General features: G+C 51.7%; 10 protein-coding genes. 7 read left to right on the top strand and 3 right to left on the bottom strand.

All coding sequences use genetic code 11. The features are described 5' to 3' along the window. Nucleotides 1-126: 126 nt before the first annotated feature. The 7 genes from cmoM to gloC all read left to right on the top strand — a co-directional run bounded on the left by cmoM (nucleotide 127) and on the right by gloC (nucleotide 10,884). Nucleotides 127-912, top strand: a complete 786-nt coding sequence (gene cmoM, locus D9741_RS11655; RefSeq protein WP_130215759.1) for a tRNA uridine 5-oxyacetic acid(34) methyltransferase CmoM — start codon at nucleotides 127-129, stop codon at nucleotides 910-912. Continuing rightward, nucleotides 909-2,231 carry a chromosome partition protein MukF gene (mukF, locus tag D9741_RS11660; protein ID WP_130205341.1) on the top strand — a complete coding sequence of 441 codons (1,323 nt, stop codon included), beginning with the start codon at nucleotides 909-911 and terminating at the stop codon, nucleotides 2,229-2,231. Before cmoM ends, mukF begins: the two co-directional genes overlap by 4 nt. Beyond that, the gene (mukE, locus tag D9741_RS11665) at nucleotides 2,212-2,916 is read left to right on the top strand and encodes a chromosome partition protein MukE (protein WP_001602111.1); all 705 of its coding nucleotides are present in this window, start codon (nucleotides 2,212-2,214) and stop codon (nucleotides 2,914-2,916) included. The genes mukF and mukE overlap by 20 nt, the downstream gene beginning before the upstream one ends. Then, nucleotides 2,916-7,376 (top strand): chromosome partition protein MukB, encoded by a 4,461-nt coding sequence (gene mukB, locus D9741_RS11670; RefSeq protein ID WP_130215761.1) that lies wholly within the window; start codon nucleotides 2,916-2,918, stop codon nucleotides 7,374-7,376. The genes mukE and mukB overlap by 1 nt, the downstream gene beginning before the upstream one ends. A 257-nt stretch (nucleotides 7,377-7,633) precedes the next feature. Beyond that, the gene (gene ldtD, locus D9741_RS11675; protein WP_130215763.1) at nucleotides 7,634-9,481 is read left to right on the top strand and encodes a L,D-transpeptidase; all 1,848 of its coding nucleotides are present in this window, start codon (nucleotides 7,634-7,636) and stop codon (nucleotides 9,479-9,481) included. Between the two features lie 180 nt (nucleotides 9,482-9,661). Next, a complete protein-coding gene (locus D9741_RS11680) occupies nucleotides 9,662-10,210 on the top strand; it encodes a YcbK family protein (protein WP_130205347.1) in 549 nt (182 codons plus the stop codon). Nucleotides 10,211-10,236: 26 nt separating this feature from the next. Beyond that, the gene (gloC, locus tag D9741_RS11685) at nucleotides 10,237-10,884 is read left to right on the top strand and encodes a hydroxyacylglutathione hydrolase GloC (protein ID WP_130205349.1); all 648 of its coding nucleotides are present in this window, start codon (nucleotides 10,237-10,239) and stop codon (nucleotides 10,882-10,884) included. Between the two features lie 221 nt (nucleotides 10,885-11,105). Here the strand turns inward: gloC and aspC are convergent, their stop codons facing one another. From aspC to asnS, 3 genes are all read right to left on the bottom strand, one after another. Next, nucleotides 11,106-12,296 carry an aspartate transaminase gene (gene aspC / locus D9741_RS11690; protein ID WP_130215765.1) on the bottom strand — a complete coding sequence of 397 codons (1,191 nt, stop codon included), beginning with the start codon at nucleotides 12,294-12,296 and terminating at the stop codon, nucleotides 11,106-11,108. 183 nt (nucleotides 12,297-12,479) lie between these two features. Then, entirely contained in the window at nucleotides 12,480-13,550 is a 1,071-nt protein-coding gene (gene ompF / locus D9741_RS11695; RefSeq protein WP_130205353.1) for a porin OmpF, read from the bottom strand. A gap of 603 nt (nucleotides 13,551-14,153) precedes the next feature. After that, nucleotides 14,154-15,554 (bottom strand): asparagine--tRNA ligase, encoded by a 1,401-nt coding sequence (asnS, locus tag D9741_RS11700; RefSeq protein ID WP_130215767.1) that lies wholly within the window; start codon nucleotides 15,552-15,554, stop codon nucleotides 14,154-14,156. Nucleotides 15,555-15,650: the final 96 nt, after the last annotated feature.

The following is a 15,650-nucleotide window of genomic DNA, read 5'->3' on the forward strand; positions in this document are numbered from 1 at the left end:
TTCCTTTTTTGACCATATAGCAAGGGATCGCCAGCGATATTACACCAGACGGGTTCATTCTCGCCGTGGCTGTGACAAAATAGCGTCTTTATCAGAAAACGTCTTAGCCAACCGGTGGAGAAAGCAATGCAGGATCGCAATTTTGATGATATTGCGGAAAAGTTTTCCCGTAACATTTACGGCACCACCAAAGGGCAGCTTCGACAGGCTATTCTGTGGCAGGATCTCGATCGCGTGCTGGCGGAAATGAGCCCGCAAAAACTGCGTGTGCTGGATGCTGGCGGTGGAGAAGGGCAGACCGCAATCAAAATGGCCGAGCGCGGGCATCAGGTCATTTTATGCGATCTTTCTGCGCAGATGATCGACCGCGCAAAACAGGCGGCAGAAGCAAAAGGTGTGAGCGACAACATGCAATTTATACATTGCGCCGCTCAGGATGTTGCTTCACATTTGGAAACGCCCGTTGATCTGATATTGTTCCATGCGGTGCTGGAGTGGGTGGCCGATCCCCGCAGCGTATTGCAGACCCTGTGGTCAGTGTTGCGTCCAGGCGGCGTGTTGTCATTAATGTTCTACAATGCGCACGGCTTGCTGATGCATAACATGGTCGCCGGGAATTTTGATTACGTGCAGGCGGGAATGCCGAAAAAGAAAAAACGGACGCTTTCGCCAGATTATCCACGCGACCCGGCGCAGGTTTATCTGTGGCTGGAAGAAGCTGGTTGGCAAATTATGGGTAAGACAGGCGTTCGCGTGTTTCATGATTATCTGCGTGAAAAGCACCAACAGCGCGACAGCTATGAAGCATTACTTGAATTAGAAACGCGTTATTGCCGTCAGGAACCGTATATTAACCTGGGGCGTTATATTCATGTCACCGCGCACAAACCGCAGAGCAAGGATAAAGTATGAGTGAATTATCCCAGACAGTCCCCGAACTGGTTGCCTGGGCCAGAAAAAATGACTTCTCCATCTCGCTGCCGGTAGACCGACTCTCTTTTCTGCTGGCGGTTGCCACGCTGAATGGCGAGCGTCTTGATGGTGAGATGAGTGAAGGCGAGCTGGTGGATGCGTTCCGCCATGTGAGTGATGCGTTTGAGCAAACCAGCGAAACCATCGGCGTGCGCGCCAACAACGCGATCAACGATATGGTGCGTCAACGTCTGCTGAACCGCTTTACCAGCGAGCAGGCGGAAGGGAATGCTATTTATCGCCTGACGCCGCTCGGCATCGGCATTACTGACTACTACATCCGTCAGCGCGAGTTTTCTACGTTGCGCCTTTCTATGCAGTTGTCGATTGTGGCGGGCGAGTTAAAACGTGCAGCTGATGCCGCCGAAGAGGGCGGTGATGAATTTCACTGGCACCGCAACGTCTATGCGCCGCTGAAATATTCGGTAGCGGAAATTTTCGACAGTATCGACCTGACGCAACGTCTGATGGACGAACAGCAGCAGCAGGTGAAGGACGATATCGCTCAGTTGCTGAATAAAGACTGGCGGGCGGCGATTTCCAGCTGTGAATTGTTGCTTTCAGAAACTTCCGGAACGCTGCGTGAATTGCAGGATACGCTGGAAGCAGCAGGCGACAAGTTGCAGGCCAACCTGTTGCGCATTCAGGATGCGACGATGACCCATGACGACCTGCATTTTGTCGATCGTCTGGTGTTCGATCTGCAAAGTAAGCTCGATCGTATTATCAGCTGGGGGCAGCAATCCATCGACTTGTGGATTGGCTACGATCGCCACGTACACAAATTTATTCGTACCGCTATCGATATGGATAAAAACCGCGTCTTTGCCCAGCGTTTACGCCAGTCGGTACAAACCTATTTTGATGAGCCGTGGGCGCTGACTTACGCCAATGCCGATCGTCTGCTGGACATGCGTGACGAAGAGATGGCACTGCGCGATGAAGAAGTGACCGGGGAACTTCCGCCAGATTTAGAGTACGAAGAGTTTAACGAGATCCGCGAACAACTCGCCGCGATTATCGAAGAGCAGCTCGCCGTCTATAAAACCAGACAAGTACCGCTGGATCTTGGTCTGGTGGTACGCGAATATCTGGCGCAGTATCCGCGTGCGCGTCACTTTGACGTCGCGCGCATTGTTATTGATCAGGCGGTACGCCTCGGCGTAGCGCAAGCAGACTTCACCGGACTGCCAGCGAAATGGCAGCCGATTAATGATTACGGAGCCAAGGTACAGGCGCATGTCATCGACAAATATTGAACAAGTGATGCCGGTTAAGCTGGCGCAGGCGCTGGCGAATCCGTTATTTCCGGCGCTGGATAGCGCCTTACGTTCAGGCCGCCATATTGGCCTCGACGAACTGGATAATCATGCTTTCCTGATGGATTTTCAGGAATATCTGGAAGAGTTTTACGCGCGTTATAACGTGGAGTTAATCCGCGCGCCGGAAGGTTTCTTCTATTTACGTCCACGTTCCACCACCATCATCCCACGTTCCGTATTGTCTGAACTGGACATGATGGTCGGTAAAATCCTCTGTTATCTCTATCTCAGCCCGGAACGGCTGGCCAACGAGGGGATCTTTACCCAGCAGGAACTGTATGACGAACTGCTCACTCTGGCCGATGAAGCAAAATTGCTGAAACTGGTGAACAATCGTTCTACCGGTTCAGACGTTGACCGCCAGAAGTTGCAGGAAAAAGTACGCTCTTCGCTCAACCGTCTGCGTCGCTTAGGCATGGTGTGGTTTATGGGCCACGACAGCAGCAAGTTCCGCATTACCGAATCGGTGTTCCGCTTTGGTGCCGATGTGCGTGCGGGCGACGATCCGCGTGAAGCACAACGTCGTCTGATTCGCGATGGTGAAGCAATGCCGATTGAAAATCACCTGCAACTCAATGACGAAACCGAAGAGAGTCAGCCAGATAGCGGAGAGGAAGAATAATGATTGAACGCGGTAAATTTCGCTCACTGACGCTGATTAACTGGAACGGCTTTTTTGCCCGAACTTTTGACCTGGATGAGTTGGTCACGACGCTTTCCGGCGGTAACGGTGCGGGTAAATCCACCACGATGGCGGCGTTTGTTACGGCGCTCATTCCCGACCTGACCCTGCTGCATTTCCGTAACACCACGGAAGCCGGGGCTACCAGCGGTTCGCGCGATAAAGGTCTGCACGGTAAGCTGAAAGCGGGTGTCTGTTATTCGATGCTCGACACCATTAACTCGCGCCACCAGCGCGTGGTGGTCGGTGTGCGTCTGCAACAGGTTGCCGGACGCGATCGTAAAGTGGATATCAAGCCGTTTGCCATTCAGGGACTGCCGATGTCGGTGCAGCCGACACAGCTGGTGACCGAATCCCTGAACGAACGTCAGGCGCGCGTGCTGCCGCTTAACGAGCTGAAAGACAAGCTCGAGGCGATGGAAGGCGTGCAGTTTAAACAGTTCAACTCCATTACCGATTACCACTCGCTGATGTTCGATCTGGGCATCATCGCGCGTCGTCTGCGCTCAGCGTCTGATCGTAGTAAATTCTATCGTCTGATCGAGGCCTCGCTGTATGGCGGGATCTCCAGCGCCATTACCCGTTCTCTGCGCGACTACCTGTTGCCGGAAAACAGCGGCGTGCGTAAAGCGTTCCAGGACATGGAAGCGGCGCTGCGCGAAAACCGCATGACGCTGGAAGCGATTCGCGTCACCCAGTCTGACCGTGACCTGTTTAAGCATCTGATCAGCGAAGCCACCAACTACGTGGCAGCGGACTACATGCGTCATGCCAACGAGCGCCGTGTTCACCTGGATAAGGCGCTGGAGTTTCGTCGCGAACTACATACTTCGCGTCAGCAACTGGCGGCTGAGCAGTACAAACACGTCGATATGGCGCGTGAACTGGCAGAGCACAACGGTGCCGAGGGCGATCTGGAAGCGGATTATCAGGCGGCCAGCGATCACCTGAACCTGGTGCAAACCGCACTGCGTCAGCAGGAGAAGATCGAACGCTACGAAGCGGATCTCGATGAGCTGCAGATCCGTCTCGAAGAGCAAAACGAAGTGGTGGCAGAAGCCATCGAACGCCAGGAAGAGAACGAAGCGCGCGCAGAAGCCGCCGAACTGGAAGTGGACGAGCTGAAAAGCCAGCTTGCCGACTACCAGCAGGCGCTGGACGTCCAGCAAACGCGCGCGATCCAGTACAACCAGGCGATTGCTGCGCTTAATCGCGCCAAAGAACTGTGCCATCTGCCGGACTTAACCGCCGACAGCGCCGCCGAATGGCTGGAAACCTTCCAGGCGAAAGAGCTGGAAGCGACCGAAAAAATGCTCTCTCTTGAGCAGAAAATGAGCATGGCGCAAACTGCGCACAGCCAGTTTGAGCAGGCTTATCAGCTGGTGGTTGCAATCAACGGCCCGCTGGCGCGTAACGAGGCGTGGGATGTCGCCCGCGAACTGCTGCGCGAAGGAGTCGATCAGCGTCACCTGGCAGAGCAGGTTCAGCCACTGCGGATGCGCTTAAGCGAACTGGAACAGCGTCTGCGCGAGCAGCAAGAAGCTGAACGTCTGCTGGCAGATTTCTGCAAACGTCAGGGCAAGAATTTTGATATCGACGAACTGGAAGCCCTGCATCAGGAACTGGAAGCGCGTATTGCCTCTCTTTCTGACAGCGTTTCCAACGCCCGTGAAGAGCGTATGGCACTGCGTCAGGAACAGGAACAGCTGCAATCTCGTATTCAGAGCCTGATGCAGCGTGCGCCGGTTTGGCTGGCAGCGCAAAACAGTCTCAATCAGTTGAGCGAGCAGTGCGGTGAAGAGTTCACCTGCAGCCAGGATGTCACCGAATATCTGCAACAACTGCTGGAGCGTGAGCGCGAAGCGATTGTTGAACGTGATGAAGTGGGCGCGCGCAAAAACGCTGTCGATGAAGAGATCGAACGTTTAAGCCAGCCAGGCGGCTCCGAAGACCAGCGTCTGAATGCGCTGGCGGAACGCTTTGGCGGCGTGCTGCTGTCAGAAATTTATGACGACGTTAGCCTGGACGATGCGCCGTACTTCTCGGCGTTGTATGGCCCGTCTCGCCACGCCATTGTGGTGCCGGATCTGTCACAGGTGGCCGAACAGCTGGAAGGCTTAACCGATTGCCCGGAAGATCTCTACTTGATCGAGGGAGATCCGCAGTCGTTCGATGATAGCGTGTTCAACGTCGATGAGCTGGAAAAAGCGGTGGTGGTGAAAACCGCCGAGCGTCAGTGGCGTTATTCACGTTTCCCGGAAGTGCCGCTGTTTGGTCGCGCGGCGCGTGAAAGCCGGATCGAAAGCCTGCACGCCGAGCGCGAATTGCTCTCTGAACGCTTTGCTACGCTCTCCTTTGATGTTCAGAAAACCCAGCGACTGCATCAGGCATTCAGCCGCTTTATTGGCAGCCATCTGGCAGTGGCGTTTGAGTCCGATCCGGAAGCCGAAATTCGCCAACTGAACAGCCGCCGTGTCGAACTGGAGCGGGCGTTGAGTAATCATGAAAATGATAACCAGCAGCAGCGAATTCAGTTTGAGCAGGCGAAAGAGGGCGTTGCGGCACTGAACCGTATCCTGCCGCGTCTCAACCTGTTGGCGGATGACTCACTGGCGGATCGTGTCGATGAAATCCGCGAACGTCTTGATGAAGCTCAGGAAGCTGCGCGTTTTGTTCAGCAGTTTGGCAACCAACTGGCGAAACTGGAGCCGATCGTTTCTGTGTTGCAGAGCGACCCGGAACAGTTCGAACAGTTAAAAGAAGATTACGCGTATTCTCAGCAGATGCAGCGCGATGCCCGTCAACAGGCATTTGCCCTGACTGAAGTGGTGCAGCGTCGTGCGCACTTTAGCTACTCTGACTCGGCAGAAATGCTTAGTGGGAACAGCGATCTCAACGAAAAACTGCGCGAACGTCTGGAGCAGGCGGAAGCGGAACGTACTCGTGCTCGTGAAGCGTTGCGCGGCCACGCTGCGCAGTTGAGTCAGTACAACCAGGTACTGGCTTCGCTGAAAAGTTCTTACGACACCAAAAAAGAGCTGCTCAACGATCTGCAACGTGAACTGCAGGATATCGGCGTGCGCGCCGATAGCGGGGCAGAAGAGCGGGCGCGTATTCGTCGTGACGAATTGCATGCGCAACTGAGCAATAACCGTTCACGCCGCAATCAACTGGAAAAAGCGCTGACCTTCTGCGAGGCGGAGATGGACAACCTGACCCGCAAACTGCGCAAGCTGGAACGTGATTACTTTGAGATGCGCGAGCAGGTAGTGACCGCCAAAGCGGGCTGGTGTGCAGTCATGCGCATGGTGAAAGATAATGGCGTTGAACGCCGCTTACACCGTCGTGAGTTGGCTTATCTCTCTGCCGATGATTTACGTTCCATGTCGGATAAGGCGTTAGGTGCGCTACGTCTGGCGGTGGCGGATAACGAACATCTGCGCGACGTGCTGCGCATGTCGGAAGATCCAAAACGACCTGAGCGCAAAATCCAGTTCTTCGTGGCGGTTTATCAGCATCTGCGCGAACGTATTCGCCAGGATATTATTCGTACCGATGATCCGGTGGAAGCTATCGAGCAGATGGAAATCGAACTCAGCCGTCTGACCGAAGAGTTAACTTCTCGTGAACAGAAACTGGCGATCAGCTCCCGCAGTGTGGCGAACATCATTCGCAAAACCATTCAGCGCGAACAGAACCGTATCCGCATGCTCAACCAGGGCTTGCAGAGCGTATCGTTCGGTCAGGTGAACAGTGTGCGTCTGAACGTGAACGTGCGTGAAACCCACGCCATGCTGCTTGACGTGCTTTCAGAACAGCATGAGCAACATCAGGATCTGTTCAAGAGCAACCGCCTGACCTTCTCGGAAGCTCTGGCAAAACTGTATCAGCGACTTAACCCACAAATTGATATGGGCCAGCGCACGCCGCAGACCATTGGTGAAGAACTTCTGGATTACCGTAACTACCTGGAGATGGAAGTTGAGGTTAACCGTGGTTCCGATGGCTGGCTGCGCGCGGAGTCTGGCGCACTGTCGACCGGTGAGGCTATCGGTACGGGTATGTCGATTCTGGTGATGGTAGTACAGAGCTGGGAAGATGAATCTCGCCGCCTGCGCGGTAAAGATATCTCTCCTTGCCGTCTGCTATTCCTCGATGAAGCTGCGCGACTGGATGCCCGTTCCATCGCCACGCTGTTTGAATTGTGTGAGCGTTTGCAAATGCAGCTCATCATCGCGGCACCTGAAAATATCAGCCCGGAGAAAGGCACCACCTATAAACTGGTGCGTAAAGTCTTCCAGAATACCGAACACGTTCACGTAGTCGGCCTGCGAGGATTTGCGCCGCAACTCCCTGAAACGCTTCCAGGAACAGATGAAGCGCCTTCTCAGGCAAGTTAAGTTCAAGGCGGCAGCGATGCCGCCTTTTTTTTCGAAAAACTCCGTTTCTGCACTAAAAAAATGCCGCATTATGGCGCGCTTTTCTTTAAACTTCTTTACATTAGGTTGTGTAAAAACGTACCGACGTTTATATACTGAAGGTAAGCCTGATAAGTAACAGGCTTGCTCGTCATACTTTCATGAGTATTGGCGTTGTAAAGGCAGTTAAGATAAAACAGCCTGGCTATTCAGAGTATGATAAAAACAGGGGGCAAGGGATGTTGCTTAACATGATGTGTGGTCGTCGGCTTTCGGCAATCAGTTTGTGCCTGGCCGTAACATTCGCTCCACTGTTCAGTGTGCAGGCTGATGAGCCTGAGGTTATCCCTGGTGACAGCCCGGTGGCTGTAAGTGAACAGGGAGATGTACTGCCGCAGGCGCAAGCCACGGCAATAATGGCGGGGATCCAACCGCTACCTGAAGGTGCGGCAGAAAAGGCCCGCACGCAAATTGAATCACAATTACCTGCAGGTTATAAGCCGGTTTATCTTAACCAGCTTCAACTCTTGTATGCAGCACGCGATATGCAGCCGATGTGGGAAAATCGTGATGCAGTTAAAGCTTTCCAGCAGCAGTTGGCGGAAGTGGCGATTGCCGGTTTTCAACCGCAGTTTAACAAATGGGTGGAGTTACTGACTAACCCTGGCGTTAACGGTATGGCACGTGATGTGGTGCTATCGGATGCAATGATGGGGTATCTCCATTTCGTCGCAAACATTCCGGTCAAAGGTACCCGCTGGCTGTACAGCAGTAAACCTTATGCGCTCTCAACACCGCCGCTCTCGGTCATTAACCATTGGCAGGTGGCGCTGGATAACGGTCAATTGACCACGTTTGTCTCAGGGTTGGCACCACAGCATCCGCAATATTCAGCAATGCATGAATCTTTGCTGACCTTATTGAGTGATTCCAAACCGTGGCCACAACTGACCGGTAAAGCAACGCTACGCCCTGGTCAATGGAGTAACGACGTCCCGGCGCTGCGCGAGATTTTGCAGCGTACAGGTATGCTCGAAGGTGGGCCGAAAATAGCACTGCCGGGTGATGAAACATCGACAGGCGCGGTAGTTAGTCCGTCTGCCGCTGCAATCGAAACAGCCGAAACTAAGCCGATGGATAAGCAAACTACAGCTCGCAGTAAACCTGCGCCAGCCGTCCGAGCTGCTTATGATAATGAGCTGGTGGAAGCCGTGAAACGTTTTCAGGCATGGCAAGGCTTAGGGGCAGATGGATCTATTGGCCCGGCAACGCGAGACTGGTTAAACGTCACGCCTGCACAGCGTGCGGGCGTGCTGGCGCTCAATATCCAGCGATTGCGCTTGCTGCCATCCGAGCTTTCTACTGGCATCATGGTTAACATTCCGGCCTATTCGCTGGTCTATTATCAGAACGGCAATCAAGTGCTGGATTCACGGGTCATTGTCGGTCGTCCCGATCGCAAAACGCCGATGATGAGCAGTGCCTTAAACAATGTGGTGGTAAACCCGCCGTGGAACGTACCACCGACGCTGGCACGCAAAGATATTCTGCCAAAGGTGCGTAACGATCCTGGTTATCTGGAAAGTCATGGCTATACGGTGATGCGCGGCTGGAACAGCAAAGATGCGCTTGACCCGTGGCAGATTGACTGGTCGACGATAACCGCATCGAATTTGCCGTTCCGCTTCCAGCAAGCTCCTGGTCCGCGAAATTCGCTAGGACGGTATAAATTTAATATGCCGAGTTCAGACGCTATCTATTTGCATGACACGCCGAATCACAATCTTTTCAAACGTGAAACGCGCGCGTTGAGTTCTGGCTGTGTGCGGGTGAACAAGGCGTCGGATCTGGCAAACATGCTGCTGCAGGATGCTGGCTGGAATGACAAGCGTATCTCCGATGCTCTGAAGCGGGGTGATACCCGTTACGTTAATATTCGTCAATCGATACCGGTTAATCTTTACTATCTGACCGCCTTTGTTGGTGCAGATGGTCGTACCCAATATCGTACAGATATTTACAATTATGATCTGCCTGCACGATCCAGCTCGCAAATTGTCTCAAAAGCGGAACAATTAATCAGATAAATGAAGTAGTTCGGGAAAATCTGTTGTCGTAATAATTGGCATGTTCGGGGGCTATTCTCTGTAGCCCCCGTCGCTGCTGGGGGTGAGTCATCTTGACGTCAGCTTTATGGGCGGTTAAGGTGCCTCTTGTGCGCCAGAAGTGCATATAAACGATAACATTGACCTGTAGACTTGATTATCATGGACAAATTCGACGCTAATCGCCGCAAACTACTGGCGCTTGGTGGCGTTGCACTTGGTGCCGCCATCCTGCCGACGCCTTCATTTGCGACACTATCTACCCCACGTCCGCGCATTTTGACACTTAACAATCTCCATACCGGAGAGTCAATTAAGGCGGAGTTTTTCGATGGCAGAGGCTATATTCAGGAAGAATTGGCAAAACTAAACCATTTTTTCCGCGATTTCCGCGCGAACAAAATAAGGTCCATCGACCCAGGATTATTCGACCAGTTATATCGCCTGCAAGGGTTGTTAGGCACTCGCAAGCCAGTACAGCTCATTTCTGGCTACCGTTCTATTGACACCAATAATGAATTACGCGCCCACAGCCGTGGAGTAGCAAAGAAAAGCTATCACACTAAAGGGCAGGCGATGGACTTCCATATTGAAGGTATTGCGTTAAGCAATATACGCAAAGCAGCGTTATCTATGCGCGCAGGTGGTGTAGGATATTACCCACGCAGTAACTTTGTGCATATTGATACCGGGCCAGCGCGGCACTGGTAACAATCGCTTAACGAAACAGGGGCAGTATGAACTATCGTATTATTCCGGTCACCGCATTTTCCCAGAACTGTTCATTGATCTGGTGTGAGCAAACTCGCCTGGCCGCACTGGTCGATCCCGGCGGCGATGCGGAAAAAATCAAACAGGAAGTTGACGCCAGTGGCCTGACGCTAATGCAGATCCTGCTGACGCATGGTCATCTGGACCACGTTGGCGCAGCGGCGGAACTGGCACAACACTACGGCGTGCCAGTGCTTGGCCCGGAAAAAGAAGATGAGTTCTGGCTGCAAGGCTTGCCTGCGCAGAGTCGCATGTTTGGCCTGGAAGAGTGTCAGCCATTAACGCCAGATCGCTGGCTGAATGAAGGCGACACTATCAGCATAGGGAATGTGACTTTACAGGTGTTACATTGCCCAGGGCATACGCCAGGCCATGTGGTTTTCTTTGATAATCAGGCAAAACTGTTGATTTCTGGCGACGTCCTTTTCAAAGGCGGAGTAGGGCGCAGTGACTTCCCACGAGGCGATCACAATCAACTGATTTCTTCAATCAAAGATAAATTGCTGCCATTGGGGGATGACGTGACATTTATTCCGGGTCACGGACCATTATCCACTCTTGGTTATGAGCGCCTGCATAATCCCTTCCTGCAAGACGAAATGCCCGTCTGGTAAAAGCACATAAAAAAGCCCGCTTTTAATGCGGGCCTGGATTTCTGGCAAAGTGTGCTTTGTTTATGCCGGATGCGGCGCGAGCACCTTATCCAGCTTACAAAATCGTGCAAATTCAAAATATTGCAGGGGACGCATAGGTCTGATAAGCGTAGCGCATCAGGCAATGTTGCGTTTATCATCAGTCTCAGCCCGCTTTCAGCGGGCTGCATTGGTTTTAACGCTTACAGCACAGCCACAATCGCTTCGCACAGCGGCGCCATGTTATCTGGCGTCATTCCGGCCACGTTTACGCGACCAGAAGCAACAGCATACACGCCAAACTCTTCACGCAGACGCAGTACCTGTTCTTTTGTCAGGCCACTGAAAGAGAACATACCATTCTGTTTGATGATAAAGCTAAAGTCGCGGTTTGCGCCTTTCTCCTGCAGTGTATTAACAAATAACTGACGCATACGCTGAATGCGCTGGCGCATATCGGTCAGCTCTTGTTCCCAGATCGCACGCAAAGCCTCGTTGCTCAGGATCGTAGCAACAACCGAAGCCCCGTGAGCCGGTGGGTTAGAATAGTTTGCGCGAATTACTGCTTTCATCTGGCTGAATGCACGATCGACAGTTTCACTGTCTGCGGCAACCAGAGTACAAGCGCCAACACGCTCGTTGTACAGGCCAAAGTTCTTAGAGTAGGAACTGGCGACGATCAGCTCTTTATGCAGAGCCGCGAAAGCGCGCAGACCTTCAGCATCCTCTTCCAGACCACGGGCGAAACCCTGGTAAGCGAAGTCAAATAGCGGCAGCCAGCCTTTCTCAACAGAAAGCTGCGCCAGTGTTTGCCATTGCTCCAGTGTAGGATCGATGCCGGTAGGGTTATGGCAGCAGCCGTGGAACAGGACAACGTCACCAGCCTGAGCTTCGTTCAGACTGTTAACTAAAGCGTCGAAGTCCAGAGTGTGATTTTCCGCATCGTAATAAGCGTATTCACGAACTTCCAGACCCGCAGAGTTAAATACGCTCTTATGGTTTGGCCAGCTTGGGTTGCTCACCCACACACGCTTAACGCTGGTATTTTTTGCCAGGAAATCGGCAGCTACACGTAATGCACCGGTACCACCTGGGGTCTGGGCTGTACGTGCGCGTTTGTCATTGATTAAGGCGCTACCTTTACCAAACAGCAGTTCCTGAGTACAACGACCAAATTCAGGAATACCGTCAATGCCGAGGTAGTTTTTGGTGGTTTCATTTTCGAGCAGATACTGTTCAGCCTTTTTAACGCTGGTCAATACCGGGGTTTTGCCCGTCTCATCTTTATAGACACCAATCCCGAGGTTAATTTTGCCGGGACGTGCATCGGCACGAAACAGATCGGCCAGGCCCAGAATCGGGTCGGCAGGAGCGGCGGTAATGTTCTCAAACATGACGAGGTTCCATTATGGTTACAGAAGGGAAGTCCGCTATCAGGGTAACGGGAGATTTACAAAATTCCAACTATTACTGATGAAAACGCAGGCTGTTTTTTCAAGACGTGAGATTGCTCTGGAAGGCATAAAAAAACAGGACCAAAGTCCTGTTTTTTCGGCATTTAACAAAGAGGTCTGCTATTAGAACTGGTAAACGATACCTACAGCAACGGTATCATCAGAACCTACGCCCAGTTTGTTGTCAGAATCGATCTGGTTGATGATGTAGTCAACATAAGTGGACATGTTTTTGTTGAAGTAGTAGGTTGCGCCCACTTCAACGTAGTTCACCAGATCAACATCACCGATGCCTTCTACGTCTTTCGCTTTAGATTTGGTGTAAGCGATGGACGGACGCAGACCAAAGTCAAACTGGTATTGCGCAACTAACAGAACGTCTTGCGTTTTGTTGGCAAAGCCACCAGTGATCGGGGTAGCGTTACGGGTTTCACCGTAGTTTGCTGCCAGGTAGATGTTATTTGCATCATACTTCAGGCCAGTTGCCCACTGTTCAGCTTTTTTACCCTGGCCGAGAGGCTGAGCTTCTTGCAGGTCGGTGCGGTCAGCTGCACCATAAGCACCAACGATACCAAAGCCTTCGAATTCGTAGCTGATGGAACCGCCAACACCGTCGCCGTTAGAACGTCGTGCAGTATCACGCTCGTTTTTACCGAGGTACTGAACAGCGAAGTTCAGGCCGTCAACCAGACCAAAGAAGTTGGAGTTACGGTAAGTTGCAACGCCGCCAACACGACCTACGAAGAAGTCATCGCTGTATGCGGTATCGCCACCGAACTCTGGCAGCATATCGGTGTAGCCCAGTGCGTCATAAACAACACCGTAATTACGACCGTAATCGAAAGAACCTACGTCAGCGTATTTCAGACCAGCGAATGCCAGACGGGTTTTGTTGCCAGTTTGAGCGTCAGCACCTTCAGAGTTATTACCCTGGAAGTTGTATTCCCACTGACCGTAACCGGTCAGATCGGAATTGATTTGAGTTTCCCCTTTAAAACCAAGACGGGCATAGGTCATGTCACCATTGCCACCGTAACTGTTTTCACCGTTATCCTTGGAAAAATAATGCAGACCGACAGCTTTACCGTACAGATCTACTTTGTTGCCATCTTTGTTATAGATTTCTGCAGCGTTTGCAGTACCTGCTACTAACAGAGCAGGGACAATCACTGCCAGAATATTGCGCTTCATCATTATTTATTACCCTCATGGTTTTTTTTATAACACCTGCCACTGCCGCCAATAAGTTCTGTCAATGAATCTTTACGGAACTATTGATGAGAGTTTGGTGTTTTATGTATCTGCAGGCATCTTTCCATTCAAACTAACGTTTCGCTACCGTGAAAGTGCTACAAAGATAAAGATATAGTTACAAAAAGCAAAAGTGTGTAACCAATAGTAAAATTTAAGGAACTTTGTGAACGCCGTCATATTTCCATTGGACTTTAATGATATTTGCAGTGGATTTTATCTATTTATATGATTTCCTTATATTTAAATTAACTAAACGAAAATTTTCTTTCTGATCATTTATCCCCGCAGTCACACTGAATCACGCTTTCAGGCGTCCAGAAAGCCAAAAATAAGTATAAAAATTGTGCTATCAGCTAAGAAATTGCTAATCCGCAATAAGACTGTGGGTTAATTTTTTGTTCGCAAATATTTCAGAGAAATATTCCGTAACAGGAAGAGGGGCCTTGAGGGGTTGCAAATAGATTGATTGACTTAACAAACAGATAACTTGACAGAAGGGGATGAAAAAAGAGCCAGCGTGCGCTGGCTCTTTCAGGAAGTGAATTAGAAGCTGGCGTTACGCGGGGTACGTGGGAAAGGAATCACGTCACGCACGTTCTGTACGCCGGTCACGTAGGCAATCAGGCGTTCAAAGCCAAGACCGAAACCGGAATGTGGAACAGTACCGTAGCGACGCAGATCGCGATACCACCAGTAATCTTCTTTGTTCAGGCCCATCTCCAGCATGCGCTCGTCCAGCACGTCCAGACGCTCTTCACGCTGCGAACCACCAATGATCTCACCGATACCCGGCGCCAGAACGTCCATTGCGGCAACGGTTTTACCGTCTTCGTTAAGGCGCATATAGAACGCTTTAATGTCTTTCGGATAGTTTTTAACCACTACCGGTGCTTTAAAGTGTTCTTCCGCCAGATAACGCTCGTGCTCAGAAGAGAGATCGACGCCCCAGTAAACCGGGTTTTCAAACTTCCTGCCGCAGTTTTCAAGGATGGTGACTGCGTCGGTGTAATCAACCTGGGCGAAGTCTGCTTCAATGAAGCGTTCCAGACGTGAAACGGCATCTTTATCTACGCGTTCAGCGAAGAATTTCATGTCGTCAGCGCGTTCTTCGAGAACTGCTTTGAAGACATATTTCAGCATGGCTTCAGCCAGACCGGCGATATCGTTCAGATTAGCAAACGCGACTTCTGGCTCCAGCATCCAGAATTCCGCCAGGTGACGGCTGGTGTTGGAGTTTTCAGCACGGAATGTCGGGCCGAAGGTATAAATTTTCGACAGCGCACAGGCATAGGTTTCGCCGTTCAACTGACCAGATACGGTCAGGAAGGACTCTTTACCAAAGAAGTCTTTGTCGAAATCCACTTTGCCCTGATCGTTACGTGGTAGGTTTTCCAGATCCAGCGTTGAAACGCGGAACATTTCACCAGCGCCTTCGGTATCGGACGCGGTAATAAGCGGCGTAGAAACCCAGAAGAAACCCTGCTCGTTAAAGAAGCGATGCAGCGCCTGTGCCAGCGTGTGGCGAACGCGTGCTACTGCGCCAATCAGGTTGGTACGCGGACGCAGGTGAGCGACTTCACGCAGATATTCGATGCTGTGGCGTTTTGCGGCCATCGGGTAAGTGTCTGGATCTTCAACCCAACCGGCAACTTCAACGTTGCTGGCCTGAATTTCAAATTGTTGCCCCTGGCCCGGCGATGCCACGACTTTACCCGTCACAATAACCGAGCAACCGGTGGTCAGACGCAGTACGTCTTCATTGTAATTGGGCAGAGAATTATTGATGACAGCCTGTACAGGATCAAAGCAGGAACCGTCATAAACGGCGAGGAAGGAGATGCCAGCTTTTGAATCTCGGCGGGTACGTACCCATCCGCGCACGGTGACTTCGCTGTCAACGGCTATGCGGCCCTGGAGTACGTCGGCTACAGGCACAACGCTCATAATATTCTCTCTGTTAATAGTCGGAAAAAATAAACACTTGTCCACCCGTCAATGGGGGGATACCTATGTTACCTGGCATCTGCAATCAGACAAGCA

This window comes from Escherichia sp. E14V7, from assembly GCF_004212225.1.
Taxonomy (GTDB): domain Bacteria; phylum Pseudomonadota; class Gammaproteobacteria; order Enterobacterales; family Enterobacteriaceae; genus Escherichia.

Excerpts from the sequence above, each read along its gene's own strand:
- D9741_RS11680 (WP_130205347.1), top strand. The coding sequence starts at position 9,662 with ATGGACAAATTCGACGCTAATCGCCGCAAACTACTGGCGCTTGGTGGC.
- mukE (WP_001602111.1), top strand. The coding sequence starts at position 2,212 with ATGTCATCGACAAATATTGAACAAGTGATGCCGGTTAAGCTGGCGCAG.
- gloC (WP_130205349.1), top strand. The coding sequence starts at position 10,237 with ATGAACTATCGTATTATTCCGGTCACCGCATTTTCCCAGAACTGTTCA.
- asnS (WP_130215767.1), bottom strand. The coding sequence starts at position 15,554 with ATGAGCGTTGTGCCTGTAGCCGACGTACTCCAGGGCCGCATAGCCGTT.
- ldtD (WP_130215763.1), top strand. The coding sequence starts at position 7,634 with ATGTTGCTTAACATGATGTGTGGTCGTCGGCTTTCGGCAATCAGTTTG.
- mukB (WP_130215761.1), top strand. The coding sequence starts at position 2,916 with ATGATTGAACGCGGTAAATTTCGCTCACTGACGCTGATTAACTGGAAC.
- aspC (WP_130215765.1), bottom strand. The coding sequence starts at position 12,296 with ATGTTTGAGAACATTACCGCCGCTCCTGCCGACCCGATTCTGGGCCTG.
- ompF (WP_130205353.1), bottom strand. The coding sequence starts at position 13,550 with ATGATGAAGCGCAATATTCTGGCAGTGATTGTCCCTGCTCTGTTAGTA.
- mukF (WP_130205341.1), top strand. The coding sequence starts at position 909 with ATGAGTGAATTATCCCAGACAGTCCCCGAACTGGTTGCCTGGGCCAGA.
- cmoM (WP_130215759.1), top strand. The coding sequence starts at position 127 with ATGCAGGATCGCAATTTTGATGATATTGCGGAAAAGTTTTCCCGTAAC.